The sequence below is a fragment of the Natrinema ejinorense genome (assembly GCF_002494345.1).
Classification (GTDB): Archaea; Halobacteriota; Halobacteria; order Halobacteriales; family Natrialbaceae; genus Natrinema; species Natrinema longum.
In genome coordinates this window covers 302,452-325,719 of sequence record NZ_NXNI01000001.1, presented here as the reverse complement: position 1 = coordinate 325,719, position 23,268 = coordinate 302,452, and the positions used below count along the sequence as shown (strand labels likewise).

37 protein-coding genes are annotated in these 23,268 nt (G+C 62.3%); 12 read left to right on the top strand and 25 right to left on the bottom strand.

Translation table 11 applies throughout. The features are described 5' to 3' along the window. Window positions 1–19 precede the first annotated feature (19 nt). The 3 genes from CP557_RS01660 to CP557_RS01650 form a co-directional block, all read right to left on the bottom strand. A complete protein-coding gene (locus CP557_RS01660) occupies window positions 20–856 on the bottom strand; it encodes an alpha/beta fold hydrolase (protein ID WP_097378302.1) in 837 nt (278 codons plus the stop codon). Window positions 857–949: 93 nt separating this feature from the next. Then, window positions 950–1,237, bottom strand: a complete 288-nt coding sequence (locus CP557_RS01655; RefSeq protein ID WP_097381487.1) for a MarR family transcriptional regulator — start codon at window positions 1,235–1,237, stop codon at window positions 950–952. Between the two features lie 104 nt (window positions 1,238–1,341). After that, window positions 1,342–2,025 carry a haloacid dehalogenase type II gene (locus CP557_RS01650; RefSeq protein WP_097381486.1) on the bottom strand — a complete coding sequence of 228 codons (684 nt, stop codon included), beginning with the start codon at window positions 2,023–2,025 and terminating at the stop codon, window positions 1,342–1,344. A 175-nt stretch (window positions 2,026–2,200) separates the two neighbouring features. On the opposite strand from CP557_RS01650, the gene CP557_RS01645 reads away from it, so the two are divergent. The 5 genes from CP557_RS01645 (at window position 2,201) to CP557_RS01625 (ending at window position 6,084) form a co-directional block, all read left to right on the top strand. Further along, window positions 2,201–2,902: an SDR family NAD(P)-dependent oxidoreductase gene (locus CP557_RS01645; RefSeq protein ID WP_097378301.1), complete on the top strand. Its 702-nt coding sequence runs from the start codon at window positions 2,201–2,203 to the stop codon at window positions 2,900–2,902. 95 nt (window positions 2,903–2,997) lie between these two features. Continuing rightward, complete coding sequence (locus tag CP557_RS01640; RefSeq protein ID WP_097378300.1) at window positions 2,998–3,366, top strand: methylglyoxal synthase; 369 nt, start codon at window positions 2,998–3,000, stop codon at window positions 3,364–3,366. Window positions 3,367–3,465: 99 nt separating this feature from the next. Next, on the top strand, window positions 3,466–3,960 hold the full coding sequence (locus CP557_RS01635) for a cation:proton antiporter regulatory subunit (protein ID WP_097378299.1): 495 nt from the start codon (window positions 3,466–3,468) through the stop codon (window positions 3,958–3,960). Window positions 3,961–3,994: 34 nt separating this feature from the next. Continuing rightward, window positions 3,995–5,326 carry a cation:proton antiporter gene (locus tag CP557_RS01630; RefSeq protein ID WP_097378298.1) on the top strand — a complete coding sequence of 444 codons (1,332 nt, stop codon included), beginning with the start codon at window positions 3,995–3,997 and terminating at the stop codon, window positions 5,324–5,326. Between the two features lie 98 nt (window positions 5,327–5,424). Beyond that, window positions 5,425–6,084 (top strand): HAD family hydrolase, encoded by a 660-nt coding sequence (locus CP557_RS01625; protein WP_097378297.1) that lies wholly within the window; start codon window positions 5,425–5,427, stop codon window positions 6,082–6,084. A gap of 102 nt (window positions 6,085–6,186) precedes the next feature. On the opposite strand, the gene CP557_RS01620 is transcribed toward CP557_RS01625, so the two are convergent. Next, window positions 6,187–6,729: a DUF4188 domain-containing protein gene (locus CP557_RS01620; RefSeq protein WP_097378296.1), complete on the bottom strand. Its 543-nt coding sequence runs from the start codon at window positions 6,727–6,729 to the stop codon at window positions 6,187–6,189. A 285-nt stretch (window positions 6,730–7,014) separates the two neighbouring features. Here CP557_RS01620 and CP557_RS01615 point away from each other — a divergent pair, with 285 nt between their 5' ends. Beyond that, window positions 7,015–8,241: a site-specific integrase gene (locus tag CP557_RS01615; RefSeq protein ID WP_097378295.1), complete on the top strand. Its 1,227-nt coding sequence runs from the start codon at window positions 7,015–7,017 to the stop codon at window positions 8,239–8,241. A gap of 15 nt (window positions 8,242–8,256) precedes the next feature. Here CP557_RS01615 and CP557_RS22375 read toward each other — a convergent pair whose 3' ends face one another. The 10 genes from CP557_RS22375 to CP557_RS23440 form a co-directional block, all read right to left on the bottom strand. Continuing rightward, complete coding sequence (locus tag CP557_RS22375) at window positions 8,257–8,412, bottom strand: hypothetical protein (protein ID WP_169924322.1); 156 nt, start codon at window positions 8,410–8,412, stop codon at window positions 8,257–8,259. Further along, on the bottom strand, window positions 8,409–8,720 hold the full coding sequence (locus CP557_RS01610; protein WP_097378294.1) for a hypothetical protein: 312 nt from the start codon (window positions 8,718–8,720) through the stop codon (window positions 8,409–8,411). Before CP557_RS01610 ends, CP557_RS22375 begins: the two co-directional genes overlap by 4 nt. Further along, complete coding sequence (locus CP557_RS01605) at window positions 8,717–9,421, bottom strand: hypothetical protein (RefSeq protein ID WP_097378293.1); 705 nt, start codon at window positions 9,419–9,421, stop codon at window positions 8,717–8,719. The genes CP557_RS01610 and CP557_RS01605 overlap by 4 nt, the downstream gene beginning before the upstream one ends. Beyond that, the gene (locus tag CP557_RS01600; protein WP_097378292.1) at window positions 9,414–10,127 is read right to left on the bottom strand and encodes a hypothetical protein; all 714 of its coding nucleotides are present in this window, start codon (window positions 10,125–10,127) and stop codon (window positions 9,414–9,416) included. Before CP557_RS01600 ends, CP557_RS01605 begins: the two co-directional genes overlap by 8 nt. Then, window positions 10,120–10,275, bottom strand: a complete 156-nt coding sequence (locus CP557_RS22370; protein ID WP_169924321.1) for a hypothetical protein — start codon at window positions 10,273–10,275, stop codon at window positions 10,120–10,122. The genes CP557_RS01600 and CP557_RS22370 overlap by 8 nt, the downstream gene beginning before the upstream one ends. Beyond that, on the bottom strand, window positions 10,272–10,634 hold the full coding sequence (locus tag CP557_RS01595; RefSeq protein ID WP_097378291.1) for a hypothetical protein: 363 nt from the start codon (window positions 10,632–10,634) through the stop codon (window positions 10,272–10,274). Before CP557_RS01595 ends, CP557_RS22370 begins: the two co-directional genes overlap by 4 nt. After that, window positions 10,631–11,374, bottom strand: a complete 744-nt coding sequence (locus CP557_RS01590) for a hypothetical protein (protein WP_097378290.1) — start codon at window positions 11,372–11,374, stop codon at window positions 10,631–10,633. Before CP557_RS01590 ends, CP557_RS01595 begins: the two co-directional genes overlap by 4 nt. Beyond that, window positions 11,371–11,733: a hypothetical protein gene (locus CP557_RS01585; protein WP_097378289.1), complete on the bottom strand. Its 363-nt coding sequence runs from the start codon at window positions 11,731–11,733 to the stop codon at window positions 11,371–11,373. Before CP557_RS01585 ends, CP557_RS01590 begins: the two co-directional genes overlap by 4 nt. After that, entirely contained in the window at window positions 11,733–12,044 is a 312-nt protein-coding gene (locus tag CP557_RS01580; protein WP_097378288.1) for a hypothetical protein, read from the bottom strand. The genes CP557_RS01585 and CP557_RS01580 overlap by 1 nt, the downstream gene beginning before the upstream one ends. 314 nt (window positions 12,045–12,358) lie before the next feature. Continuing rightward, the gene (locus tag CP557_RS23440; RefSeq protein WP_394340604.1) at window positions 12,359–12,559 is read right to left on the bottom strand and encodes a ribbon-helix-helix domain-containing protein; all 201 of its coding nucleotides are present in this window, start codon (window positions 12,557–12,559) and stop codon (window positions 12,359–12,361) included. A gap of 98 nt (window positions 12,560–12,657) precedes the next feature. Between CP557_RS23440 and CP557_RS01570 the strand changes: the two genes are divergently transcribed. Beyond that, window positions 12,658–12,849 carry a CopG family ribbon-helix-helix protein gene (locus CP557_RS01570; RefSeq protein WP_006649668.1) on the top strand — a complete coding sequence of 64 codons (192 nt, stop codon included), beginning with the start codon at window positions 12,658–12,660 and terminating at the stop codon, window positions 12,847–12,849. 329 nt (window positions 12,850–13,178) lie between these two features. Here CP557_RS01570 and CP557_RS01565 read toward each other — a convergent pair whose 3' ends face one another. Next, complete coding sequence (locus tag CP557_RS01565; RefSeq protein WP_097378286.1) at window positions 13,179–13,736, bottom strand: hypothetical protein; 558 nt, start codon at window positions 13,734–13,736, stop codon at window positions 13,179–13,181. 33 nt (window positions 13,737–13,769) lie between these two features. Then, window positions 13,770–14,846 carry a Cdc6/Cdc18 family protein gene (locus tag CP557_RS01560; protein ID WP_097378285.1) on the bottom strand — a complete coding sequence of 359 codons (1,077 nt, stop codon included), beginning with the start codon at window positions 14,844–14,846 and terminating at the stop codon, window positions 13,770–13,772. 99 nt (window positions 14,847–14,945) lie between these two features. Between CP557_RS01560 and CP557_RS01555 the strand changes: the two genes are divergently transcribed. Next, window positions 14,946–15,884: a DUF4352 domain-containing protein gene (locus CP557_RS01555; RefSeq protein ID WP_143825000.1), complete on the top strand. Its 939-nt coding sequence runs from the start codon at window positions 14,946–14,948 to the stop codon at window positions 15,882–15,884. An 18-nt stretch (window positions 15,885–15,902) separates the two neighbouring features. On the opposite strand, the gene CP557_RS01550 is transcribed toward CP557_RS01555, so the two are convergent. The 6 genes from CP557_RS01550 to CP557_RS01535 are packed head-to-tail and all read right to left on the bottom strand — an operon-like array spanning window position 15,903 to window position 17,895. After that, window positions 15,903–16,142 (bottom strand): hypothetical protein, encoded by a 240-nt coding sequence (locus tag CP557_RS01550; protein ID WP_097378283.1) that lies wholly within the window; start codon window positions 16,140–16,142, stop codon window positions 15,903–15,905. Further along, complete coding sequence (locus tag CP557_RS01545) at window positions 16,139–16,573, bottom strand: hypothetical protein (protein WP_097378282.1); 435 nt, start codon at window positions 16,571–16,573, stop codon at window positions 16,139–16,141. Before CP557_RS01545 ends, CP557_RS01550 begins: the two co-directional genes overlap by 4 nt. Beyond that, window positions 16,573–16,788 (bottom strand): hypothetical protein, encoded by a 216-nt coding sequence (locus tag CP557_RS23370; protein ID WP_342746463.1) that lies wholly within the window; start codon window positions 16,786–16,788, stop codon window positions 16,573–16,575. The genes CP557_RS01545 and CP557_RS23370 overlap by 1 nt, the downstream gene beginning before the upstream one ends. Next, window positions 16,763–17,233, bottom strand: a complete 471-nt coding sequence (locus CP557_RS23365; RefSeq protein ID WP_342746462.1) for a hypothetical protein — start codon at window positions 17,231–17,233, stop codon at window positions 16,763–16,765. Before CP557_RS23365 ends, CP557_RS23370 begins: the two co-directional genes overlap by 26 nt. A 1-nt stretch (window position 17,234) precedes the next feature. Beyond that, window positions 17,235–17,381 (bottom strand): hypothetical protein, encoded by a 147-nt coding sequence (locus CP557_RS22365; RefSeq protein WP_169924319.1) that lies wholly within the window; start codon window positions 17,379–17,381, stop codon window positions 17,235–17,237. Window position 17,382: 1 nt separating this feature from the next. After that, window positions 17,383–17,895, bottom strand: a complete 513-nt coding sequence (locus CP557_RS01535) for a hypothetical protein (RefSeq protein ID WP_245852861.1) — start codon at window positions 17,893–17,895, stop codon at window positions 17,383–17,385. Between the two features lie 186 nt (window positions 17,896–18,081). Here CP557_RS01535 and CP557_RS01530 point away from each other — a divergent pair, with 186 nt between their 5' ends. Both CP557_RS01530 and CP557_RS01525 read left to right on the top strand, forming a co-directional pair. Then, entirely contained in the window at window positions 18,082–18,360 is a 279-nt protein-coding gene (locus CP557_RS01530) for a helix-turn-helix transcriptional regulator (protein WP_245852859.1), read from the top strand. Continuing rightward, the gene (locus CP557_RS01525; RefSeq protein ID WP_097378280.1) at window positions 18,353–19,012 is read left to right on the top strand and encodes a J domain-containing protein; all 660 of its coding nucleotides are present in this window, start codon (window positions 18,353–18,355) and stop codon (window positions 19,010–19,012) included. The genes CP557_RS01530 and CP557_RS01525 overlap by 8 nt, the downstream gene beginning before the upstream one ends. Here the strand turns inward: CP557_RS01525 and CP557_RS22010 are convergent. Further along, window positions 19,009–19,350, bottom strand: coding sequence for a hypothetical protein (locus CP557_RS22010; RefSeq protein WP_143824999.1), 342 nt, complete (start codon window positions 19,348–19,350; stop codon window positions 19,009–19,011). The genes CP557_RS01525 and CP557_RS22010 overlap by 4 nt on opposite strands. A gap of 95 nt (window positions 19,351–19,445) precedes the next feature. On the opposite strand from CP557_RS22010, the gene CP557_RS01520 reads away from it, so the two are divergent. Together CP557_RS01520 and CP557_RS01515 are read left to right on the top strand one after the other, a co-directional pair. Next, on the top strand, window positions 19,446–19,625 hold the full coding sequence (locus CP557_RS01520) for a hypothetical protein (RefSeq protein ID WP_097378279.1): 180 nt from the start codon (window positions 19,446–19,448) through the stop codon (window positions 19,623–19,625). 39 nt (window positions 19,626–19,664) lie between these two features. Next, on the top strand, window positions 19,665–20,210 hold the full coding sequence (locus CP557_RS01515; RefSeq protein ID WP_097378278.1) for a hypothetical protein: 546 nt from the start codon (window positions 19,665–19,667) through the stop codon (window positions 20,208–20,210). Window positions 20,211–20,213: 3 nt separating this feature from the next. On the opposite strand, the gene CP557_RS22855 is transcribed toward CP557_RS01515, so the two are convergent. Both CP557_RS22855 and CP557_RS01505 read right to left on the bottom strand, forming a co-directional pair. Beyond that, window positions 20,214–22,259 carry a WD40 domain-containing protein gene (locus tag CP557_RS22855; RefSeq protein WP_342746480.1) on the bottom strand — a complete coding sequence of 682 codons (2,046 nt, stop codon included), beginning with the start codon at window positions 22,257–22,259 and terminating at the stop codon, window positions 20,214–20,216. A 619-nt stretch (window positions 22,260–22,878) separates the two neighbouring features. Further along, window positions 22,879–23,265, bottom strand: coding sequence for a hypothetical protein (locus CP557_RS01505; RefSeq protein ID WP_097378276.1), 387 nt, complete (start codon window positions 23,263–23,265; stop codon window positions 22,879–22,881). Between the last annotated feature and the right edge of the window lie 3 nt (window positions 23,266–23,268).

The window sequence follows — 23,268 nt, the reverse complement described above, 5'->3', positions numbered from 1 at the left end:
GACGGTGAACCGGTTCAGGTTACACCGCCTCGAGGAACTCGCGAAGGCGAGCACCGTAGGCGTCCGGTCGGTCGGCCATGACCCAGTGGTTCGCATCGTCCAGTCCGACGAGTTCCGCGTCGGCGACGTCCTCGTTCAGTCGTTCGGCGTAGGAGACCGGCTGGAACTCGTCGTCGGCACCCCACAGCAGGAGCGTCCGGGCCGTAATCTCACTCGGGTCGATCTCGGTCGTGTGACTCGTGTTCGTCCCGATCGCGTTTCGCGAGAGCGAGACGACCGCTTCCTCGGAGTCCCAGGGCGCGAGCATCCCCTCGACGAACGTTTCGTCCGGTTCGCCGGCCAGGGTATCCCGGAAGAGCCCCTCGAACATCTCCTGTAAGTCGTCGGGGCTCATCCCCTCGATCGTCGAGGGGAGGCCGAGATCGACGATCGTCTGGATCGGCCACGAGTCGTAACAGACCGCGTTCGAGAGGACGAGATCGTCGACCGCGTCGGGATTGTGAGCGGCGTACCGCAGCCCCACGCCACCGCCGAGGTCGTGTCCCACGAACGTGATCGTCTCGAGTCCCAGTTCCTCGAGCAGGCCGTCGATCATGGCCTCCTGTGCCCGGATCGAACGGTCGAAGCCGTCGTGCATCGCCGAGTTGCCGTAGCCGATCATGTCCGGCGCGATGACTCTGTACTCGTCCGACAGCGGCGGTGCGACCTCGTGCCAGAGGAACGACGACGTCGGAATGCCGTGGCAGAACACCACCGGCTCGCCGTCGCCGTCGTCGTTGTAGGCCACCTCGAGGTCGTGGTCGTCGACGGTAACGGTCGTCGTCTCTTGAGCCTCGGACCAGGTTTCGTACTCCATGCCGTGTCGCGCTGCCACGCCGGTGACATTAGTGATTGGCGTCCGTCGGAATGCGGACGGATTCGCGTCGCCGGGCGCCGTTGCTCGAGTCGATTACGGCTGCAGTTCCTGTGTCGCGTCCGCAAAGCGATCGGTGTTGAGGGAGTAGACGTGTTGTCTGGCGTCCGTAAAGGAGATCTGCGAGTCCACGAGGTCGTGGTCCTCGAGTTTGTTCATCGCGTAGCGAACCGTTCGAGTCGGGAGCAACGTCTCCTCGGCGAGTTGGGATTGCGTCAGCGATCCCTCGTGTGCGAGGACAGTCAACACGAGTTTGGCGCTCGGCGGAACGTCATCGACGGCAGCCGGCGCGGTTGTCGACGTGAGAACGACCTGCTCAGTCATGTACCGGGCGTTCGCCACGGACCGTCTTCAATGATCCTCTGCAATGCATCGGGTCTGCACAACCGTTGTCCGGACGACCGGGGGACCGAACAGGGCAGCGGGGATCACACCCCGAGCGCGTCGGCCAGCTCGTGGAACGATTCGACGGTTAGATCCGGCCGACCGGCGACCGATTCCCACGGTCGTCCCTTTCGATCGGCCCACACACCCTGCATGCCGGCGTGTTTGGCACCCATGACGTCGTACCAGATGGCGGTGACGTGGACCATCTCGTCGATCGGCGTTCCGGTCCTCGCGGCCGCGTGACGATAGAGTTCGGCGGCGGGTTTGAACGTCGCTACCTCGTCAGCGCTGATCGTGTCCGCCAGGAGATCGTCGATATCGGCGTGGTCGATCATCGATGACAGCATGTCGGGATCGCCGTTCGAGACGACATAACAGTCGTAGCCACCGTCCCGAAGCCGTTCGATTCCGTCTCGCACGTCGTCGAAGACCTCGAGTTCGTGGTAGACCGCCAGAATTTCGTCGCGTTCGGCTTCGGTGATGTCGACGCCGAACACGTCCAGCGCGTACTGGAGCGCGTCGCGGTTCATCTCGTAGAACGGCTGGTAGGCGTCGAGATAGTTCGCGACGAGCGTGTACTCGAGCGACCGGTGGCGCCACAGGGTCGATACCGGCTCGGGATCGTCGACGCGATCGGCCAATGCCTGCATGGCCGCATCGACGTCGACGATGGTGCTGTAAGAGTCGAACGTGATCGTCGTGACGCGGTCAGGATCGAACGACATTCGACCGAACCGTCGGTGCGAGCGCGGATAGCTCTCGGGTGATCGTCTCGACTCGCACCGTGCTAATATAAACGTCACCCGCCCTCCGTCGCCGGTTCGTGCACCGAAGCGGTCCGTGTGGCTGTCGATCACCGCCACGAACACGGTTTTGTATCGTGTCACCGTGAAACACGACATGGCAGGGACGGCCGTCATCGCCGGCGTCGGTCCGGGACTCGGAGCATCGATCGCCAGGAAATTCGTCGCCGAGGGCTGTCGCGTGGGACTGTTCGCCCGCTCGGCGGACTTCCTCGAGCAACTGGCGGCCGACCTCGGCGACGACGCACTCGCCGTTCCGACGGACATCACGGATCCCGACGCGGTCGAGGCGGGGTTTCGAGCGGTTCGGGACGCCTTCGGCCCCGTCGATATCCTCGTCAATCACGCGAGCGGCGGGTCCTGGAAGGGGATCCGGGACATTTCACCGTCGGAGTTCGAACGGGCGTGGCGCGTCTCGGCACAGGGCGGTCTGTTGTGTTCACAGGCGGCCGTCGACGACATGCTCGCCGAGGGCGGTGGCACGATCGTCTTCACTGGAGCGACCTCCGCGGTTCGGGGTCGCGGCGGCGCGGTCGGATTCAGTGCCGCCAAGTTCGCCGTCCGTGGACTGGCCGAGTCGATGGCTCGAGAACTCGGCCCCGAGGGGATCCACGTCGCCCACGTGGTGATCGACGGGCAGATCGAACCGCCGGCGGTTCGCGACGCACAGCCCGACCGCGAGGAAGACGAGTTTCTCGATCCGGACGCGATCGCCGACTCCTACTGGCACCTCGTCACGCAGGATCGGTCGGCCTGGACGCTCGAACTCGACGTCAGGCCACACGTCGAGGAGTTCTGATCGGTCCGGACCGCCGGAGCCGACGCGGACGCTCGAGCGAGCGCGATCGGCCCCCCCGGACGAGCGTTTATTTTTCGCGAGGGTGATGGGTCAGTATGACACGTGTCGCGCTGATCGCCCACGACGAGAAGAAGCCCGATCTCATCGAGTTCGCACAGACCCACGAAGCGCAACTCCGAACGTACGAGCTGATCGCGACCGGAACCACTGGGAAACGGCTCATGGAGGGGACCGATCTCGAGGTCGAACGCAAGGAGTCCGGCCCCCTCGGTGGCGACCTGATGATCGGGTCGGAGATCGCGGAGGGAAACCTCGACGGGGTCGTCTTCCTTCGGGATCCGCTCCGGGCCCAGCCCCACGAGCCCGATATCTCGGCGCTGCTGCGGATCTGTGACGTCCACGACACGGCGCTGGCGACGAACCTCGCCTCCGCGGAGTTCCTCATCGAGGGATTGGCAGAGTAGCCGTCAGCTGTCGGCGAGGCGCGATCGGTCCGGATTGAAAACCGATTCCGTCTCTGCGACGGGAACGCTATTTAATGCGTCGGCTTCGAAGGTACTGGTATGACAGTATACGAGAGCGACCTCCCCGGCGTCGGGAAGAAATTCGAGGTCGAACTCGAGGATGGCGAGCGGCTCGTCATCGTGACCCACAATACGGGGAAACGAGAGGTGTACCTGAAACCGGATGGGGACGCAGACGGCGAGAAGATCTTCGAGGCGTCGGACCGCCTCGCCCGGAAAATCGGCACGATTCTGGAGGGAGCGTACTTCCAGCCGGTACAAGCCGAACAGGTGGAGACGATGCTCTCAGACGACACCTACCTCGAGTGGTACGGCGTCGCCGAAAGCGCCGAATTCGCCGGCCAGAGCCTCGCCGAGTCGAATATCCGCGATCGGACGGGCGTCTCTATCGTCGCGATCCAGCGCGGCGAGGAGTTGATCTCGCCGCCGACGCCGGAAACCGTCCTCGAGGTCGGCGACACCGTAGTCGTCATCGGCGACCGCGAGGACTGCGCCCAGTTCGAAAACCTGCTCGGTGCTGGTCTCGAAGAGTGATCGCGACAGATGCCCTCGGTCGAGGTGAGCGCTAGTGGCGACTGAAACGGCGCTCGTCGACGTCGGGATTCTCTTTATCGCGGTCGCACTCGCGGGCGTCCTCTCGAGTCGGATCGACCAGTCGGTGATCCCGTTTTACATCGTCACCGGCGTCTTGCTGGGGTCGAACGTGCTCGGCGAACTTCCGACGCTCGCGGGCAGCGAGATCGGAATCGGTGGTCTCGCAGTCACCGTTCCCGAACTCGCCGTCGGCGGCGTCGACCTCCTCGCAGCGCTCGGTGGGCTCGCACTCGGCGAAACCGACTTCATCGTCGTCGGTGCGGAAATCGGGATCGTCCTCCTGTTGTTCTTCCTCGGGCTCGAGTTCAACCTGAATCGACTGATCGCGAGCAAGGACCGGATCGGCAAGGCCGGCTCCATCGATCTGGTCATCAACTTCGGTATCGGGCTGGGCTTCGGATACCTGGTCTTCGGGAGCTTCCTCGCGGCCTTTCTCACTGCGGGGATCGTCTACATCTCTTCGAGTGCCATCATCACGAAGTCGCTGATCGATCTGGGGTGGATCGCAAACGACGAGTCCGAACCGATCCTTGGGACGCTCGTCTACGAGGACCTGTTCATCGCCGTCTATCTGGCGATCGTGTCCGCGCTCGTCCTCGGGGGCGGGGATCTCGGGGACGCGATGGGGCAGATCGCGATCGCGATCGGCGTCATCCTCGCGTTGCTCGCGCTCGTCACCTACGGAACCGGTACCTTTCAGCGCTTTCTCGACGCCGAGACGAACGAGTTCGTGGTCGTCCGGGCACTCGGCGTCACGATCCTGGTCGCCGGAGCAGCGCTCGCACTGGGCGTCAGCGAGGCCGTCGCCGCGTTTTTCGTCGGCATGACCTTCTCCGCGACCGATCACGTCCACGACCTGGAACGGTTGCTCGAGCCGCTCCGCGATGCCTTCGCGGCGATCTTCTTCTTCTGGATCGGACTCGTCACCGATCCGGGACTGTTCACGCTCCCCATTCTCGGGCTGATCGTCGCCGCCGTGATCGTGACGACGCCGACGAAGATCATCAGCGGCTATCTCGGCGGGCGAATCTACGACCTCGACGACCGCCGATCGCTCCGGGTCGGCTTCGGCATGGCAACCCGCGGCGAGTTCTCCCTGATCATTGCGAGCCTCGTCCTGTCGGGTGCGGGCACGGGTATCGCGACCGGCACAGCCACCGACCTCTACGCCTTTGCCGTCGGCTACGTCCTCGTCATGAGCATCCTCGGCACGTCGCTCATGCAGTACTCGAGCCGGATCGAACCCGTCGCCGTCTCGCTGCTCGAGCGGCGACGCACAGGGGCGACTCGATCGACGAACGACTGAACGCTTGGAACCGTCGAACCCAGTCACACACGGCGTGACGGCCAACGGTTCGGATCGGAAGGGATAGCTTCAACTCGCTCGAGCCCTCTCTCACACCTATGCCACAGGCGGTCGTCTTCGACCTCGATTACACGCTCGCCGTTCCCGGACGGGATCGCGCGACCATCTTGGAGGAAGCCACGACCGCGGCGGGTGCGCCCTCGCTCACGCGCGAATCGTACCTTAAGGCCCACCGCCGGAACCTCACCACCGAGACGCGCGAACCCATCTTCGCCGACCTGCTCGCAGACACCGACAGCGATGCCGATCCGGCCGCCGTCGCGACGGCCTATCGCGAGACGATCGCCGACGACCTCGAGGCGCTGCCGGGCATCGAGTCCATGCTTGCAGCCCTCCGCGAGGAGTATCGCGTCGGCTTGCTCACGAACGGTCCCGTCCGCGCCCAACGAGACAAACTCGAGACCTTGGGCTGGGAGGGTACGTTCGACGCCGCGCTGGTCACCGGCGAACTCGAGGCCGGCAAACCGGATCCGCGGGCGTTCGAAGCGATCGCGGCCGAACTGGGCGTCGACCCCGCCGACGCGGTCTACGTCGGCGACGAGGTCGAGGCCGACGTTCGCGGCGCGACCGACGCCGGAATGGCCGCGATTCAGGTCCTGCTCGATGGCGGCCCCGACCCCGATCCGCGCGCAGCCGCTTCCGTCCACCAGGACGAGATCGCGACTGCGGTGCCAGCGATCCTCGCGGACCTCGAGTGAGACGACCATGCCGTGCTCCGGGACGGCGACAGCCGGTCGACGAGACGACCGAGCGGTGATCGACCGCCGGCTGCTCGAGTCCGACGGCACTGGGGCGGTGAGTCACTGGTCGCAATCCTCCGTGGTATCGGGCATCGGGCCGGTGAGTGAGCCGTCTTCAGAGACTACAGGGCCGTCGTCGTCCGTTCCCAGCCGTTTGCCCGCCGTTTCGAGTGGCCCGTCCGCTGGTTTCAGCGTTCCCGCTTTGCCGAGTCCGAAGGCTGGCATATTGTTGTAGACGGTCTCGTAATCGTCCTGGTCAACGAGGTACGTTTCGTGGAAGATCCCGACATCTCCGGTTCGTCCACTCGATCGGTTGTAGTCGACCCACGCAGGGACGTGCTTCTGGTCCGCATCGCGGGCGTATTCTCGGAGCCTGTCGAACGACTCCCAGTATTGAACCATCAGAATCGTGCGCGTGTTGAACGTAGTCTCGTAGCTCACGAGCCCGGAATCGTCCTGAGATTCGAGTTCCCGTATCATCCGCGGCATCGTCAACGCGATGGGGAGCCACTCGTGTATCTTCCAGTAGCTGTTGATGCACATCCCGATGAGGAATACGACGAACGGTTCGTCTCTCTCGGCCGTCATCCGTTTCTCGTCCATTGTCTCCTCCGAAACCGCGGGAGTAGATCAATGGCGTACCGACAGAAGCCACTTTCACCAAGATGTTGGGCCGAACCGCTATGCCAGACCACTCGTCAGTAGCCAGCGTGTCCGAAACGCGACCACAGAGAGCCCTCGCTTCGCTCGGCGAAGACCACCGGGCCCTCCCTCGATCGTTTTCACGGCGTCGTCACTCGTCTTCGACTCGTGACGTTCGTGAGAAGCATGCCCGGGGAGGGCTCCGAACCCGATCTTTACATGCCCATACTTGAATGTTAAGTCAGCATGACTGCGAACCCGGAACAGTCGATCAAGCGCCTCCGCGAACGAATCGACGAGGCCGAAGACATGAGCGAGGCCGACGCCGATGCGCTCCGACGGATGTCCGATCGCATCCGTATCCTCGGCCCGTCGAAGTACTCCGACTTCGCTCACGAGAAGTATCTCATGCGAGGCGTCAAGATGGCCCAGGAGGTCGGCGGCCTCGCCGACGCCCTCGAGGATCGCGACGCGGCCGAGCGCCTCGTCGCTTGGATCAACACTGAGAAGGCTGACTCGCCGGAGACCAACAAGGACTATCGCGTTACTCTCCGGCAGTTCGGCAAGCTCGCCAGCGACGACGATGTCGACGAGATCCCCGAGAGTCTGGAGTGGGTCCCGGGCGGGTACCCCAGCAACTACGATCCGGCGCCGGATCCCGGCGACATGCTCCGCTGGGAAGAGGACGTCCTCCCGATGATCGACGCCTGCTCGAACCTTCGCGATCGCGCGCTGATCGCGCTGGCCTGGGACCTCGGCCCACGACCGTACGAACTGTTCGACCTCACGCCGAAGCAGATCTCCGACCACAAGTACGGCCTTCAGGTCACCGTCGACGGGAAGCAGGGCCGTCGGTCGCCCGTCCTGATCCCGTCGGTCCCCTACGTTAACCGCTGGCTCGAGGTCCATCCAGGCAGCGGGAGTGATCCGCTGTTCTGCAAACTCAACTCCGGCGACTCGATCTCGAACAACCGTGTCCGCGACATCCTGAAAGAGAAGGCCCGAAAGGCCGATGTCGACCGGCCGGTCACGCCCTCGAACTTTCGGAAGTCCTCGGCCAGCCATCTCGCCAGTCAGGGGGTCTCCCAGGCCCACCTCGAGGACCATCACGGCTGGACGCGTGGCTCGGACATCGCCGCTCGGTACGTCTCGGTCTTCGCCGAGGCGAACGACCGGGAGATCGCGAAGGCCCACGGGAAGGACGTCCAGGAGGACGAACACGACGACCTCGCTCCGCTTAAGTGCCCCCGCTGCGACCGGGAGACGCCCCGCGAAAACGATGTCTGTGTCTGGTGCGGGCAGGCTCTCTCCCAGCGGGCTATCGACGAGGAAGACGAACTCGAGCGCCGCTGGATGGAAAGCGCCGGCGAGGTCGCCGACCTTGAGGATCTCACCCTCGACGACATCATGGAGGCGAAAGACGCCGTCGACGATAACGCGGCCCTCCGGCAGCTGCTCCTCGGCGACGACTGAAGACGACGCCAACATCTATTCGTCACCTCCGTCGGCATCGACAAGTTCGAGGACGCGTTCGATATCGTCCGAGATCGGGAGGTCCGCCTCGGCAATCCGCTCGAACAGGTCCTGCTTTTCTTCGACGGTCTCTTTCGCTTCGGTCTCGGGGTCAGGGGTTTTGGTACTCATTGGTCGATCTGGGATCGGATGTACTGCTGTTCGTCTTGCGGGCGATCCTCCAGCGGGATGCAGGTCACGAGCCGACCGTTGGGCTCGGCCAGCAGCATCATCTCCGTGACCTCGTGAAGTCGGACGCACTCTGCTGGCGGACTAGCCGACGGGTAGTCGATCGGGATCGCCTCGAGCCACGCGACCGCCGGGTTCAGCTGTGGCCGCGGCGATCGCTCGGTCCAGCGCTCCGGGAAGTGCGGATCGACCTCGAGGTCCTCGTAGCGCGGCGTCGGCGTCACGTCGACGTCGCTCTCGACGATGCTCATGGGGCGGTCACCCCGACTGCGAGCAGGCCGATCGTGACGAGGCCGAGGACCATCACGAGTACACCGCCGAGTCGCGGATCGACGCTCGCTCGTTCGCGATCGCGCCACACCTCACGCACACGTTTGTAGTAACCGAGATCGTGGACGATCCATCGCGCCCGGTTGCGGTGGACACCGAGCTCGTCTGCGAGATCGCCCATCTCGATCCCGCCGCTGGTCAGCTCGTCGATGTCGTCTTCAGTTACGCCAGCGGGAAGGTCAGTCCCGGTTTCTTCCTGGACGTCGTCGCCGGCGTCGGCCGGCGCGTCGTCCGCGGCGTCCTCCTCGAGGACATCGGTCTCTGCCTCTGACTCAGAGTCGATATCACTGGTGGGTGTGTCCTCGGTGGAGGTGCCGCTCCCTGCTTCGTCGACGAGGCCGGCACTGACGAGACGACCGTAGCCGGGCCCGACATCCGGGGCCGGTGCAGCAGGGTAGACGTCGAACTCCCGGTCGGAGCCTTGCCTGGCTGTCGACGCGAGCGTGACACGGCGGGCTTTCCAGACGCCGCCGTTCGGCGCTTCGAATGGTTCCTCGTCGATCTTGGCGACCTCGAACGGCGACGCCCACTCGTACCCCTCGGCCTCGAGTGTGATTCGGTCGCCTTCGTGGACCGACAGCAGCGTGTCGACGACATCGCTGGTGGTAGCTGCTTCAGACATCGCGATCACCCCGATCCGGGACCGCGTCCTCGCCGATCGCGACGCCGTCGTCGGTCGCGACGATCGTCTCGCGGCGGAACACTTCCTCAAGGCCGCCGTCGGCGACGACGCCGGCCCGCTGCTGGACCGTCTGGCAGAGCGGACACCGCTCGCCCGTCTCGACGATGACGTGGTTGATGTCGGTCGCGTCCGGACACCTGTGAGCGGTCCGACTGTCGTCGATCTCGAGGTCGCCCTGGCAGTCCGGGCAGCTCGTCGCCGGGATCGCACCGCGGGCAACGACCGTCTGGTAGTCGCAAGGCTCACACACGAGGACGACGAGGTCGTCGGGATCGTGACCGCCGTCGGTCACCAGCTTGCTCGCCTTCGAGAACTCCCCACCGTCAGGGACGGTCTCTTCCTCGTCGGCCTCGAGGGCGACCTCGCAGTCGTCACAAGTGTGGGTCTCGGCGAGTCGGCGCGGGTCGTCACGAACGTCGGCGACTGGTGTCTCGAGGATCTCGCCACAAGCGCTGACGTGCTCGCTTCCCTCGAAGTACATCGAGGCGTGCCAGTCGCCATCGATGTCCTGGACCCAGCAGACGATGCCCGCGTCGGCGTCGAAATGATCCGAGGGGACACCGTGGCGGTCCTCAAGCGAACAGTCCTTACAGACGCGACGGCCGGGGGCAGTCGGCAGCCCACACTGCGTGCACTCTCTACTCATCGTTACCACCCGCAGGTTGCGCGATCAGGACTTCCTCGTCACCGTCGTCGACGAGGATCATGTCGTCGCCAATCGTCGACGCCGCGCCCGCGATCTGCTCGGCAGCCGACCGCTCAAGCGCTCCGACGACTTCGTAGCGGGCGGTCATGCCGAATCACCCTGCAGTGCCTCGAGCCGCTCTTTCTGTTCGTGGTACGCCTTCGTACACTCGCCGGAGTGCAGCGGGTAGCCATCTTCCGTCGTCGGGTGCTCTCCGCTGTGGATTTCTTCGTGACACTCCCAGCACGTGGGCGGACGGCGCGTCTCGAACGCCTCGTCAAGCCGAGCAGGGTCCCGGACTCGGATCGGCAGCCCGACACAGCCGTGCGGGCACGCCAGCCCGATCGCGTGGGCGGGTACGTCCTCCCGAAACTCCACGCGGAGATCGGCCCCGCACCCGGGACACTGGTAGATCGAGATCACGTCGCCGAGTTCGTCGTAGTCGCCGGCGTCGTCCGGGTCGATCATGCTTCCACCCGCTCGCGCTCGAGCGTGTCCTGGTCGGTCTCCTCTTCGCTCTCCTCGTCCTCGAGGACGTACGCGACCGGGACGATCTCTTCGTCGACGAAGCGGGCGAACTCCTCGACGGTCATGCCCTCGGGTTCCCAGATCGCGAAGTAACCGGAGCCGTAGACGACCAGCCGGACGAACATGTCCCGCCAGTGGGTCGTCAAGGCGACGCCAACGTTGGACTTGACGCCGTCCTTCTTGAGCGCGCCCTTGCCCCACTCGATCGAGACATCGTCCATGTTGTACTCGCGGGAGGCCATCTCGATCGTGTAGTCTCGGCCCGCGTCGCGTTGCTGGCGGACGAACTCTGCGGGAGAGAACCCGACGGGGTCGATCCCGAATCCAGTCCGTTTGACGAACTCCGTGAACGGCCAGTCGACCTCGAGGTGTTCGTCGTTCTTCGGCGGTGTGTGCGTGCGCTCGGAGACGACCCACCCGCCGTCCTGGACGTCGGCGATCCAGTCCGAGGCGACCGTGCGTTTGCGCGTCTCGCGTTCGACCTCGATCTCGTGACCGTCCATCCCGACGATCTCCTCTTCCTTCGGGACGCGGCCAGCGACCTGTCCGCGCTGGACGGTCAGCTCGTCGTCGAGGTAGCTGACCGCCGACTCGACGTGGAGTGCGCGGTGCGTGTCGTGGTAGTTCGCGAGGGGCTCGTCAGCGGTCTCCTGGAGGAACGCGAGCGTGCCGTCGATCATGCCGACTCACCCCGCGCACTCTCGAGATCGCCCTGCTGTTCCTCGATGATCTCTTCGGCAGTCGTCGAGATCGTCCGGCGCGGGACGATCGCGGAGCCGAGGAGTCGGTCGCGTTCGATCGAGCCCGCGATGACGTCCCGCAGCGGCATCGTTCCCCGGACGCTCCAAAGTTCGCTGGGGTATCCGAGCGAGCCGTCGATGCGCTTGGAGTCGTACTTCTCGGACGGGGACCAGACGTTAACGTCGCCCTCGAGGTCTCCCGTGACGACCACCTGTTCCTCCTCGGTGGCCTCTTCGATCGCGTCTAGGTAGTCGTTGACCCACTGGCGGTACTGCTCGAGTGTGAGAACGTTCGCCATCAGACGTCACCCCCGTCGAACCCGATGGGGACAGTATAGTTGCTCGCGAGCCACGCGTCGTCGCTCTCGCCCTCGATGCAGTAGCGGTGTGCGCCGGCCATCGGGCCGCCCTCGAGCAGCTCGGGCGTGTCGGCGTTGGCCTCGGCGTCGTCGAACTGCTTGGCGGTCTCGAGGCGACGAACGAGTGCGACCGCCTCGTCGACGCCGCCGTCCTCGAGGCGCTCGAGGGAGCCACGGACGACTCCGGGCAGGGTGGTGTTGGTACTATTCGATCCGTTATCGTCTTCTGTATGGTTGTCGTCTGCGTACATGGTTACGGATGTGCCGGGGCGGGAATCTGCCCCGGATGGTTGTCGTCTGTAACCCGCGGACAGCCGGGGCGCGAGAGTTGGTACCTTGGCGCGCTCCGGCGATGGCCGCGAGTGCTTGGTTCTGCTGTTGGTCCCACGGTACACTAAAAGTGATCCGCGTCGTTTCGAAACAGCGTTTGGCGAGTAACCGGCTTCTACTACCGCTGTTACCCGCTGTAGCTGCCAGTTTACTATGGCCGCGTGTGCTGTCGTGGATCATGCGTACCGTGGTTCTATCGCGAGTCGGGTGCTGGTGACACCCGGCTCACTGCAGTTTAGTTGGTAGCTGGTGCTTCATCGACCGAGTCATCGGCCGACTGATCTGGTCGACGATTGTGACGATCGAGATACTCCCCGATCGCCTCTCGGATAACCTCCGAGCGGCTTACCGAGTCGCCCGGTTCGCTACGCTCGTAGGCAATCTCGTCGACCTCATCGATCATTTCGTCCGGGAGGCTTACCCCTGGAGATGCCATCATCACCACGTTACCAGTGTACCAGCATAAAGGTTTGGTAGCTCACCAGACTGTTTGGACCACTAGCATTTATGGTACCAAGCTACCAATCCGGTAGTATGGCAAATACTGGGATCACTGTCCCCGACGAACTGCTCGAGGACTTCGACGACAAGGTGTTCGAGCTAAAGGCGGAGGGGGAGATTGACCGCGACGCCTCGAGGAGCGAGGTCATTCGGACCCTCATGGAAGAGTGGGTAGAGGGAAACTCGACATCCGATTCGACGGCGACGGCAGCGACAGCTGACTGAGGGTTTTGGATGGGGCTGCGGAGCGTTCACAAATCTGATTCTGAAACTACCCAGACACGGCAGGAGTGGTTAGTCGAAAAATATGAATCGGATCGGTTACGAGATCGTTTGTTAGCGATCGGCCTCAAACTGTTCGTCCTTGATGGCCCAGCACTTGGTTTCGTTTCTATAGTCCCGACGGCGATGCTCTACATTGTGCTGTCTGCGTTTCCAGTAGGAGGGTTTGTTCCGACGGACCTTCGGATGGGTGCGATCTGGGCGCTCCTAACCGGCTACGCTTTTTCGGTCGAATACTGTTTCACAACTCGCCACACTCCTGAGTGAGCACCCTATCCAATACGGCGAAGGAGTCGGGTGAGTATTTCCTGGCCGTAATTTCTTCGCGGGAAACGGTACTTGGATAGTTCGGAAACATGACCAGCTAAGACCATCACGATCGCCGGTGGGATCATCGACGGACTGAGCCACCAGCGGAGGTCTTGGAGGTGTGTGTCTACTATTGGATACGACCCTGCAAGTAGGAGTGCTACCGCAGCGTTGCCTGTGGTTTGGAGGGTAACGCTCCCGATCGCGATGGCCATCGCGAACATCATATTGGTGTAGAGCGCCGTGATGAACCGGCTTGCCATCTCGTCGTTCGACTTCTCAGTGGACGATCCACCCGTCCAACTGTACTCCAGTTTCGCATCACGAACGATTATTTGCGCCATCGAAAACCCGAACGCTATGATAGCAACTGAATAAAACACTACCAGGTCCGTCAAAATAGCGAGGACGAGAACTGGGACTGTGTAGGTGAGCGACCACACACAGCTGGTGGTGGTCATAGTCGTGGCGTTGACTATGTATCGGAAGACCAACTGTGGGAGCGTGACGCGCTCACTCATTGGTGCAGAGTAGGCTGCTGTTGCCAATATGTGTTATGTATCATGTTTGATAGTCTCTCGAGGACCAAACTCGACCGGCGCTTCTAACTCTGGGTCGACGACCTCGTACACTTTCGCGTTCGTCTCGCCGGGCATCCTGATGAGATCGTAATCAGCCATCTTGCTCAGATAGTCCCACGCACGCCGCCAGCCCACGACATTGTGCCCGCGACCCTCAAAGATCGCATCCTGGTGCTCACTGTAGGCCGCTCGCATTTCGTTTCCCGAGGCCGGTCCAATCGCTCGAACGATTTCGTACAGCCGCTGGTGGGGAAGCGGCAGCGACCGGAGGTTCGCCTTCCGAATCTTCTGCATCGCATGCTCGAACGAATCCGCGACATCCTCGTCGTAGAAGTGATCGTGGTTGCGCTCGAGGGCCAACTCCGCAGCGGAGAGTACCGACTTGATCGCCCACCGAGCGACCCCGCCAGTCTCGTCGGCGATCCACTCGAGGTGGTTGTTCTGGGTCGGGTCACCGGTCAATCCATGCTCGACGCGGGGCTCGAGGATATCAACGAGCTCGTCGACGCCGTACTTGCCGAACTGGATCTGGGACTCGCCGTGGAAGTGGGGCCGGAGATCGCGATCGACGCGATTGAGCCATTCGACTTGCTGGTGCGTGATCGCGATGACCGACACGCCGTCGACGGCGAAGAGATCCTCGAGGACGTCCAGGTCTGGGATGACATCGGCCTCGTCAAGCACCAGGACGTACGGCTGGCCGTCGACGGCAGCCTCGAGGGCATCGACGAGTTTCTCCCGCGGCTGGTTTTGATGGACGACGCCCCCATCGTCGTGTTTGGTCACGGCTTCGTGGAGGATCATGTTCCGTGTCTTGCCCGAGCATTCGATCACGGCTGACTCGAGGGCATACCGCTGGCGGAGATCGCGAAGCATCCAGCGGGCCGACGCGGTCTTCCCGACGCCACTCGGCCCGTAGATCAGGACATCCTGTGCTCGCCGCCCGTGCTGTGTTGGTCTGAGCAGGTGGGAGAGTGACTGTAATTCGGTGTTTCGATGGAGGATCTGGGCATCGTAATCGTCGTCGAAGACCCACCGGGATTCAATCATACGCGACTGTTTCGATGGGTGTCATAAAAGCCGTAATGGGCTCCGTTTCGAAACAGATCTGCCGACACTCTTATCACGAAACCATCCAATCGAAACGACATGAATCGGCGAGAACTATTCCTTGGAGTGGGTACCACACTCACTGTCGGCCTTGCTGGCTGCTCGAGTGACCAGACCAACGCTGGAAACGGGAATGGGAATGGCAACGGAAACGAGGACGGGAACGGCAACACAGACAGTAGCGGGGGCGAGACTGAACCGTCGGATGATAGCGACGACACGGAAACCTCCGAGTCAGAATACGCGATCGAAGGAGACGTCCCCGAAGAGCTGCGTGTTGGTGAAGAGTATCGGTATTCGGTGACGATTTCGAACGAGGGCGATGGCACGGGAGATGGCGAAGCTCGGTTTGGGCTGGAGGCAACGGACAGGGGAAGCGGTTCCACAGACTCGCTGTTTGAGGAAACAATCGAGCTCGAGCCCGGTGAATCGGAGAGTTCCGAATCGGGTACTGGTTCGTTTGACGAACCGCGGACCATCGAATGGCGCTTTTGGGTGGAAGGGCCGGACAACTCCGACGAGGACATCCACGAAACGGTAGTCGAACTGCCCGATACCGAGTTCGGTGACACGTTCCAAACACCGACTAATCTCGAGCTTACGGCAGAAAACCCACGACTTGCAGACCGCTACGAGTATGAGAATTGGTCCGGTGAAACAGAAACGAAGCAGGCGGAATCTGGCGAACAGTTTGCCTTTATCGATTTGACAGTCGACAACGTAGGTAGCGAAACACGAGAATCGTCGAACCGCTTGAGCTTCGAGCTTATCTACGATGGCGCGCTGTACGAGCCACTTGGTGTCGAGTACGAACGCGAAGATAGATACGGCGGGTTGAACGATCTCCCCAGCGGAACTGGCGAAAGTGGCGTCCTGCCGTTTTCGGTTCCCGACAGTGCCGACATATCGGACCTTGAGTTGTACCACACCGATAGCGATTACGAAGCCGGCGAAGAGTGGGAGGTTCGCTGGAGCTGACTGTGAAAAGAGAGGGAACTACGTCACGACCGCGACCAGAAACGTGCCCTGTTCTTGCACGGTCGTGATCCCGCAGTCGGCGTCAGCGAGCGTCCGCAACACACCAGGCGGGACGCGATCGACATCCGGCCCCAGAACGACCTCGAGGACGCGCCGGCCGCCCTGGTCACGACGATCGACGAGCCGGGCGTCGTGAACGGTTGGGTGATCGGGCACGGCCTCGGCAGCGCGCTTGGGGTCGGCAGTCTGGACGCTCATGCGGTCACCTCTTCCCAGACGCCAGCGCGTTCAGCGGCCTCGGAGTGCTCCTGCAGCCACTCGCGGGCCTCGTGAACGGCGGCCTCGATGTCTTCGTCGTCGTGGTGCTCGACCCACTTGCCGTTACGCAGCGCGACCGTTGCGCAGGTCTCGGCAACGAGGACATCGAGGTGTGCGTCGAACGCGTCGCCGAGTTCCTCGGCCGCGCCGCCGACCGCCTCCGCGATCTCGTCGTCCCAGCCGTAGCGGCCGTCGGCCTCGTCGTTCGCGTACCAGGCGTTCCCGATCGCCTCGGCGAAGTAGTAGACGAGCTCGTCGCCGTCGTCGACTGTGTGCATCCAGTCCTCGAGGACTCGCGAGTCGAACTCGTCGACGCGCTCGCTGACCTTCTCCTTGACGACCTCGTTCCCGCGGTAGCTTCGTCGTGGCATCACTCCCCACCTCCGAACTGCGCGGCTTCGGCGACCTCACGCGCTTCGCTGACAGCGTCGGCGTCGATCCCGACATCGGTCGCGTACTGCTCGAGGACGTTCATGGCGCCCTCGTCGTCGCGACCGGCACGCTGGAACAGCTGTTCGAGGACGTCGACGGCGATCCGGTCGTAGATCTGGCGACCATCGTCAGCGGCCTCGGTCTCGACCCGCATCAACCGACTCTCGGGGAATGCGTACGTCTTCGACGGCTCGCTTTTGACGTTCGAGCAAGTAGACCACGTTGAAGACTCGGTCGTCTGCCGCCGACCCGAAGCGTCGGTTCCCGTAGTTCTCGAGCAGGTCGTAGCCATTCTCGTTGCTCCAGTCGAGGGCCGTCTGACCAGTATCTTCGACCACGTGAACGGGCCGCCCTTGCGCGAGATCGATGCACACGTCGCCGGTCTGGATGTCAGTGTCGTCGGTCATGTCGGTGTCGTCCGCCTGCAGTTGGTCGTCCGCACTCGTTGCGTGACTGTCCTCCTCGCTATCGCCGCTGCCGTCGGCCCGGAGCTCGGGCCCGGCGACCGCTGCGGCGATCTTACCCTGGCGGATGTCCTCCTGGGCCTCGCGCTCGAGCCGATCGCCGCGGAGACTTTCGTGCTTCTTGCTCGCTGCCATCTCAGCACACACCTCCGAACCTGAGAATGGTCCACCCGAATCGGCCGAAGTCGCCTGAGGCGAGCTCCTCGATTAGGACCGTCTCCCCCTCTTCGGTCGTCGCGTCGACGAACTGCTCGCCGGTGCCGGTCTCGAGTACAACCGGCATCTTAGAACACCTCCTCGAGGACCTCGCGAGCCTGGTCGACTGCCGAGACTGGCCGTTCGTCCCAGCCGATCTCTTCGTCGACGAACTGAAGCCAAATCTTGAGACCATCGTTCGCATTGTCAGCCTCCGGGTGGTCGGCCAGCCGGCGGGCGTGTAGAATCGGCCCCTCGAGCGAGAACACGGGGACCGCGCCCGAGTCATTGCGGTCGGCCTTGGCCTTCGTGACGACGATCCGGTCGCGCTTCCGGTCGACGTGATGATGTCGCTGCTGGGCGTCTTCGCCGATGTAGCCGTAGTTCCACGAGCGGCGCTCGAGGACGACGTCGTCGATCTGTGCCTGGTCCGCTTCGATACTCGAGTCATCGCTCGTCCTGGCCGCCATGACGCCACCGTCGGTCGCGACCGTCGCGTGGTCGCTGCAGAACCGCGACCCCTTCATGGCCTCGCCGTCGCAGCGGGCGCACGTACGTTCGTGTTCGATACCGTTTTCCGGAACTGCGTTGTAGCGTTGCATTGTCCTTCTACCCGGAGGACACAGGTCCGGTGTTCCAAGCACCGGGCCGAGAACGGTTTTCCCGACCACCCTGCGCCTCACAGTCATTACTCTATTCTCCATTGGCATAAATATTGTGCATCTTGCACATCTATTATGACAATCCACACCGCAAGGGCTTAGTGCGCACAACTGGGACTTATGCACATGGCGACTGCACAGACACCTCAAGACATGGATGCGGATGACCTGACACGGACGGATCGTGCCATCCTCGACGTGCTAAAAGAGGGGTGCGGTGGCGACGAGCCGTGGGGGATTGCAACGAAGGGGCGTCTCGTCGACGAAACCGATTTCTCGAGAAACAGTGTCTACAACCGCCTCGAGGTACTCGAAGCTGCAGGTTTCGTTGAACTGACCCACGAACCGACTCGGGAGTTCAAGTTCGTCAAAGACCCTCGCGAGGACGGTGATCCCGATGAGTAGCACCCAGTCCACCGACGAGCGGACTATTGACTGGCCTCGAGGCCACGATCGAACCGACCCAGCCGACCGCGAACCCTACCCGGGCGATCTCTCACCGACGCGCAAAGAGTCGTTCCAGTCGATCGTCGACGAGCTCGAGAAGTGGGAAGCCACCGAGGGCAGCGTCCAGATCGAGACGGCGAGCCAGCACTACGTGGACAGACCGAACATCCCCCACCAACACGACAGGCCCGACGACGTCGGCGTCGCGGCGTACTTCCGGCGCGAAAAGGCGACGGCCGACGAAGAGTTCGCTGTCTCGTGCGACTGCTGGGAGACCCAGCGCGAGAACGCACGAGCGATTGCACTCTGGGCCCGCCGACAGCGCCTGGCCGAGCGCTGCGGGGTCCGGACTGCCGCCGATACAGTCGAGACCGCCCGACTCCCTCCAGCTGACGAAGAGGCGATCGCCGCGCCGCCCGCCTCGAGCAACGATGATGGACTCGACGAGGAACCACACGAGGTCCTCGAGGTCGCACCGGACGCGCCGGATGAAATCGTCCAGGCGGCGTTCAAGACACAGGTGAAAGACCTCGAGGGCCACCCCGATACGGGCGGCTCGAGCAGACGGTTTCAGAAGCTAAAGCAGGCGCGGGACGTACTACTTGATTAGAATCTCTTTGTTCGGTCTGGCAGCCAGAGCGGTTTTTCACCGTTCTCTATTTTCTCGAAATGCTCTTCGCAGAGGAGGAGTTCGTCTGGTTTTTCAGTCGCTTCTGAGGTAACTTCTCCTACTCTCCGAAGACGCTCGAGTGTCTTCGTGGCATAGTCTGCTTCATTTAAACAGGGCTTGTCCTCGGTGTTGTAGCCACACCCCATCGAATCGGGTCGGTTGTTCTTCAGACCCCGAAAGCACCGTTGACAAATTACGCCAACTGACTCCATTGGCGGCCCCATCTCCATAAGCGAGCCTTTCGACCTCCGATCTTCTCCGCAGATAACACACTCCATATTCCAACATATTGATGGACTCTACAAAGAAGTATCCCCGTGATCTGATGTGAAGCGCCGTGACTTTTTATCCGAAGCCCCGGCCAACGCCGGCGATGCTCACTGATCGACGAGAGGACCTCCTGATCGCCGTCGCACTGGCCGAGTTCTCAGTTCACTACGAGCAAGCTGATCCCGAGCTCGCCGAGCGCGCCTGGCAGTTGGCCGCCGATCGGCTCGTCGATCACGATGTCGGGCCTGCAGAGGCCGTCGACGCGCTCGAGATCGGCGAATAGCGCGACAGTCTTATCACGAAACCGTCCAATCAGCGTGATATGAACCGACGGAACGTCCTCCTCGGAGGTTGTGCCACACTTTCGACGATCCTCGCCGGCTGCTCGAGCGACGAAACCAGTGATGACCCTGACAGTGACGATGGGTCTGAGAGTCCTGAAGAGGGCAATACGGGAGAGGGGCAACCAAGCAGTAGCGAAGAACCAGGCCCACCGGAGGTGGGGAAGATCGAACTCGTCAGCGAGTGGCAGGAGCCAGGTGATATGGAAGACAACGCGATCGAGTCTGGATCGTTGGGTGAACGAAACTGGAGTGCGTTCCAGTTTACAATTTACATCGATGAGGGTGAGCTTGAGTACACATACCAGTACGATCTCTATGGGCCCGATGACATACGGCGCGTGAATATCTCTGAGACAAACTCCGAACTGACTGGGGAAAGTGGGTGGGGGCGCTATGAGCAGAGCGTTTATCTCAACCCAAGAAGTGACTGGCCTGCTGGCGAGTACCGTGCAGAGGTTACTGTCAAGGACGAGAACAGCGGAGAGGTCAGCGAAACCAAGTCCACAACCTTCCGACTCGAGTAGCACTCACCTCTCGGCGATCTCCAGATCAACCCGCCACCGGTGCTCCTGATAACCCCCGTGAGAGAGTGACCAGTTCTGGAGCAAATAATCGCCACTCTCGAACCCCGTCCCGCTGGGGGCCGTGATCGTCACAGTCTGCTGGCCGTTGCTCGAGTCTTCGAGACGATCCGGGCCATCGGGGACGATCCGCTCGACGACCGCATCAGGGACGGTCGCCGTGTCCGCGAGCATCGCCGCCTGCTCGGGGGTTAGTCGCAGCGGGAGTGTAGTCGTCCCGCCCGTCGTCGTCCCGGAGCGCGAGACCTGTCCAACCTGCCGGTCCTCGAGGGCGATCGTACCGCGGTTGGTATCGATCGTCCAGAATCCGCCGGCCTCGTCGACGGGGTCGAACGCCGGCGATCGCGGCTCGAGGCGCTGGAACGTCAGCGTAAGCTGGAAGCGGTCAGCCGCGACTTGCTCTTCCTCGTAGCTATTGATGTACCACTCCGATCCAGCTTGGAATGGGGGCTGCTCCGAGTCAGGAGCCTCGACGATCGTCGGGTTATCACGACCGGCGGAGTCGATCGCACGGAACTGGCCGCCGTAGCCCACCTGAATGCCGACATCGCCAGCGCGGTCGAACTGTCGCCAGTGGTCGATATCATCACGTGTGGCCTCGAAGGACAACGAGAGCGTCTTCGGCGAGAGTTCGGGTTCCGTCGCCTGGATCATTCGGCGACCGATCGCCCAGCCGGCGAAGTCGAATCGGACGATCGCGCTGCCAGTGCCGGTTGCCACGACCGTACGATCGGACATCGCAGTTCGCGAGATCGCCGCGCCGCCGGTGCCGGACGCCAGCAGAGACCGATCCGCCGTAGCTGTCCGCGAGATCGTCGCACTTCCGGTCCCACTGGCCGTTGTCGATCGCGAACTCGTCCACTCGCGTGACACGGTCGCCGAGCCTGATCCGGTGGCGGTGACCGTCCGATCGAACCGAACTAAGACGCTGGTCGAATCGCTATCATCGTTACTCGAGACGGTCGCAGTCTTCGATCCGTGGTCCCCGACTTCGGTCGGCCACTCGAGGACGATCGTCGTCGACGTGCTCGCATCCAGGCTGACCGTTTGCGAGTCCTCGAGTGTTCCCCCAATTTCGAGCGTAATCTCTTGCTCGCCGGCCTTCCCGCCCTGGTTATCGATCTGCGTGTCGACTGTCAGCGTCTCGTTCTCGTCGATGGGACTGTTCGTCGACGAGACCGTGACGACGAAGTCGGCCGATGGTGCGTTGTGGACGTAGGTGTTGAGGTCAGATGCGCCAGTATAGGCGATATTATCGGTCCCTGGGGCCCAGGTAACTGAGTTGACGTAGGGGTAGGATCCACTTGCTTCAGTGAGAGTCACATCCAGCGTCCAATCGCTCGTCAGATGGACGTAGGTGTTGCTATCGTAGGAGCCGTACGCGAGATAGCTCGCATCTGGAGACCAGGCCACCGAAGTGACTCTACGCGTCGCTTGAGTGAGCGGGCTATTGGCTATCGGCGACCAGTCGCTTGTCGCGTGGATGTAGACGTTTTCATCATCTGACCCGTACGCGACATAATTCGTGTTTGGTTCCCAATCAATACTACGGACGACCCCAGTCGCCGCAGAGAGGGGGCTGTCAGCTATCGGAGACCAGTCGTTCGTCGTGTGGACGTGAACGCTGTTCCCGCTAGTACCATATGAGATATAACTACTATCCGCCGACCAAGCGACCGTGTAGACACTATTTCCAGATTGGGAGAGGGGGCTGTCGGCTATTGGCGACCAGTCACTCGTAGCATGGATGTAGACGTTATTGTCAGTTGACCCGTACGCAATGTAATTTCCGTCTGGCGACCAGTCCACTCCGTAGACGCTATTCCCGGCTTGAGAGAGAGTCTGTGAAAGCCCCCAATCAGAGACAGAATGGATGTAGACGTTATCGTCAGTTGACCCGTACGCAATATATGAACTGTCGGGTGCCCAGCCAATATCTTCGATAGAACTGCCTGCCGCCGACAGGGTCGTTGCCAGCGACCAGTCACTCATCGAGTGGACGTAGACGTTCCCGTCGTACTCCCCATACGCGAGGTAGGACCCGTTCGGGGACCAAGAGGTCGCGTAGCTCGTGCTGTTCGCCTCGGAAAGCGTCTGTGAGAGAGACCAGTCAGTCGACCCATGGCCAAATCGCAGTCGAACGCCCGGACTCTCCCACGGCCCCTCTGGATCGGTCGTCTTGACTCGAACGGATGTCGTCGCTGACTGCTGGTCCCGGAGGTTCAGCGTCGTCGAGCCGATTTCGAGTAGCTGGCCTTTGACCGCCTCGACAGGCGGTTCATCCATGTCCGAGACCAGGAACTCGACTGCCGTGTCGCTGGCGTCGTCTGCGAGATCCCAGCGGTTGCTGTCGAAGATATTCTCGATAGCATGGTCTGGAAGTTTGTCCCAGTTAGGATGCTGCTCGAGGACCCAATCGCCGAACGCGGTCCGATCGAATCGCAGGTCAGCATCGAAGATCAGGCCGTCTTCGGCGGCTTCCACGAATTCGTAGTGTTCTGTGGCGACCTCGAAGATGAACGTGTTGCGTATCTCGCCGTCAGTGTCCAGAAACGTCCCCGTGTGCTGATTGTCGGTATCAACAAGATCCTCCGGGTTCTCGAGCATGGATTTACTGCGTCGGTAGTTCGACAGTGTAAGTCACTGTCCCCTCGTCGGTATCCGAGCCGATCGTGACGGCTGCAGCCTGCAGCGTCCCGTCGATCTCGCCCTGAAGTGGCCCGTCATGCATCGCTGTCGTCGACGAAGAACTCGGATGCAGTTCTGCGCGCTCGAGCGTAACCGGGGCTGCGATGTCGCTGTCCGAACCCGAGAGCGTGATCGTGAGATCGGTCGGGTTCGTACTCGCGTCGCTCCAACTGGCGCGACTGTCGTTGTGGATATCGATACGAGTTTCTTCGTTGCCTGCGTCGTCGATCAGCGCGACGTGTGTCCAGCCGTTTGTCGATGTGATGTACTGTCTGAGGTCGGTGAATCCTGCTGCGTTGAAGTTTGACATGGG

Bases quoted from the DNA above. Each gene is read 5' to 3' on its own strand.
- CP557_RS23440 (WP_394340604.1), bottom strand. From the start codon at position 12,559: ATGGCATCTCCAGGGGTAAGCCTCCCGGACGAAATGATCGATGAGGTC.
- CP557_RS01560 (WP_097378285.1), bottom strand. From the start codon at position 14,846: ATGATTGAATCCCGGTGGGTCTTCGACGACGATTACGATGCCCAGATC.
- CP557_RS23365 (WP_342746462.1), bottom strand. From the start codon at position 17,233: ATGGCAGCGAGCAAGAAGCACGAAAGTCTCCGCGGCGATCGGCTCGAG.
- CP557_RS01545 (WP_097378282.1), bottom strand. From the start codon at position 16,573: ATGCCACGACGAAGCTACCGCGGGAACGAGGTCGTCAAGGAGAAGGTC.
- CP557_RS22365 (WP_169924319.1), bottom strand. From the start codon at position 17,381: ATGCCGGTTGTACTCGAGACCGGCACCGGCGAGCAGTTCGTCGACGCG.
- CP557_RS01595 (WP_097378291.1), bottom strand. From the start codon at position 10,634: ATGATCGACCCGGACGACGCCGGCGACTACGACGAACTCGGCGACGTG.
- CP557_RS01505 (WP_097378276.1), bottom strand. From the start codon at position 23,265: ATGTCAAACTTCAACGCAGCAGGATTCACCGACCTCAGACAGTACATC.
- CP557_RS01530 (WP_245852859.1), top strand. From the start codon at position 18,082: ATGGCGACTGCACAGACACCTCAAGACATGGATGCGGATGACCTGACA.
- CP557_RS01635 (WP_097378299.1), top strand. From the start codon at position 3,466: ATGACAGTATACGAGAGCGACCTCCCCGGCGTCGGGAAGAAATTCGAG.
- CP557_RS01605 (WP_097378293.1), bottom strand. From the start codon at position 9,421: ATGTCTGAAGCAGCTACCACCAGCGATGTCGTCGACACGCTGCTGTCG.
- CP557_RS22855 (WP_342746480.1), bottom strand. From the start codon at position 22,259: ATGAGTGACTGGTCGCTGGCAACGACCCTGTCGGCGGCAGGCAGTTCT.
- CP557_RS01625 (WP_097378297.1), top strand. From the start codon at position 5,425: ATGCCACAGGCGGTCGTCTTCGACCTCGATTACACGCTCGCCGTTCCC.
- CP557_RS01655 (WP_097381487.1), bottom strand. From the start codon at position 1,237: ATGACTGAGCAGGTCGTTCTCACGTCGACAACCGCGCCGGCTGCCGTC.
- CP557_RS22375 (WP_169924322.1), bottom strand. From the start codon at position 8,412: ATGAGTACCAAAACCCCTGACCCCGAGACCGAAGCGAAAGAGACCGTC.
- CP557_RS01565 (WP_097378286.1), bottom strand. From the start codon at position 13,736: ATGAGTGAGCGCGTCACGCTCCCACAGTTGGTCTTCCGATACATAGTC.
- CP557_RS01650 (WP_097381486.1), bottom strand. From the start codon at position 2,025: ATGTCGTTCGATCCTGACCGCGTCACGACGATCACGTTCGACTCTTAC.
- CP557_RS01570 (WP_006649668.1), top strand. From the start codon at position 12,658: ATGGCAAATACTGGGATCACTGTCCCCGACGAACTGCTCGAGGACTTC.
- CP557_RS01645 (WP_097378301.1), top strand. From the start codon at position 2,201: ATGGCAGGGACGGCCGTCATCGCCGGCGTCGGTCCGGGACTCGGAGCA.
- CP557_RS01620 (WP_097378296.1), bottom strand. From the start codon at position 6,729: ATGGACGAGAAACGGATGACGGCCGAGAGAGACGAACCGTTCGTCGTA.
- CP557_RS23370 (WP_342746463.1), bottom strand. From the start codon at position 16,788: ATGCGGGTCGAGACCGAGGCCGCTGACGATGGTCGCCAGATCTACGAC.
- CP557_RS01600 (WP_097378292.1), bottom strand. From the start codon at position 10,127: ATGAGTAGAGAGTGCACGCAGTGTGGGCTGCCGACTGCCCCCGGCCGT.
- CP557_RS01585 (WP_097378289.1), bottom strand. From the start codon at position 11,733: ATGGCGAACGTTCTCACACTCGAGCAGTACCGCCAGTGGGTCAACGAC.
- CP557_RS22370 (WP_169924321.1), bottom strand. From the start codon at position 10,275: ATGACCGCCCGCTACGAAGTCGTCGGAGCGCTTGAGCGGTCGGCTGCC.
- CP557_RS01660 (WP_097378302.1), bottom strand. From the start codon at position 856: ATGGAGTACGAAACCTGGTCCGAGGCTCAAGAGACGACGACCGTTACC.
- CP557_RS01550 (WP_097378283.1), bottom strand. From the start codon at position 16,142: ATGAGCGTCCAGACTGCCGACCCCAAGCGCGCTGCCGAGGCCGTGCCC.
- CP557_RS01615 (WP_097378295.1), top strand. From the start codon at position 7,015: ATGACTGCGAACCCGGAACAGTCGATCAAGCGCCTCCGCGAACGAATC.
- CP557_RS01640 (WP_097378300.1), top strand. From the start codon at position 2,998: ATGACACGTGTCGCGCTGATCGCCCACGACGAGAAGAAGCCCGATCTC.
- CP557_RS22010 (WP_143824999.1), bottom strand. From the start codon at position 19,350: ATGGAGTGTGTTATCTGCGGAGAAGATCGGAGGTCGAAAGGCTCGCTT.
- CP557_RS01555 (WP_143825000.1), top strand. From the start codon at position 14,946: ATGAATCGGCGAGAACTATTCCTTGGAGTGGGTACCACACTCACTGTC.
- CP557_RS01515 (WP_097378278.1), top strand. From the start codon at position 19,665: ATGAACCGACGGAACGTCCTCCTCGGAGGTTGTGCCACACTTTCGACG.
- CP557_RS01520 (WP_097378279.1), top strand. From the start codon at position 19,446: ATGCTCACTGATCGACGAGAGGACCTCCTGATCGCCGTCGCACTGGCC.
- CP557_RS01580 (WP_097378288.1), bottom strand. From the start codon at position 12,044: ATGTACGCAGACGACAACCATACAGAAGACGATAACGGATCGAATAGT.
- CP557_RS01525 (WP_097378280.1), top strand. From the start codon at position 18,353: ATGAGTAGCACCCAGTCCACCGACGAGCGGACTATTGACTGGCCTCGA.
- CP557_RS01535 (WP_245852861.1), bottom strand. From the start codon at position 17,895: ATGCAACGCTACAACGCAGTTCCGGAAAACGGTATCGAACACGAACGT.
- CP557_RS01610 (WP_097378294.1), bottom strand. From the start codon at position 8,720: ATGAGCATCGTCGAGAGCGACGTCGACGTGACGCCGACGCCGCGCTAC.
- CP557_RS01590 (WP_097378290.1), bottom strand. From the start codon at position 11,374: ATGATCGACGGCACGCTCGCGTTCCTCCAGGAGACCGCTGACGAGCCC.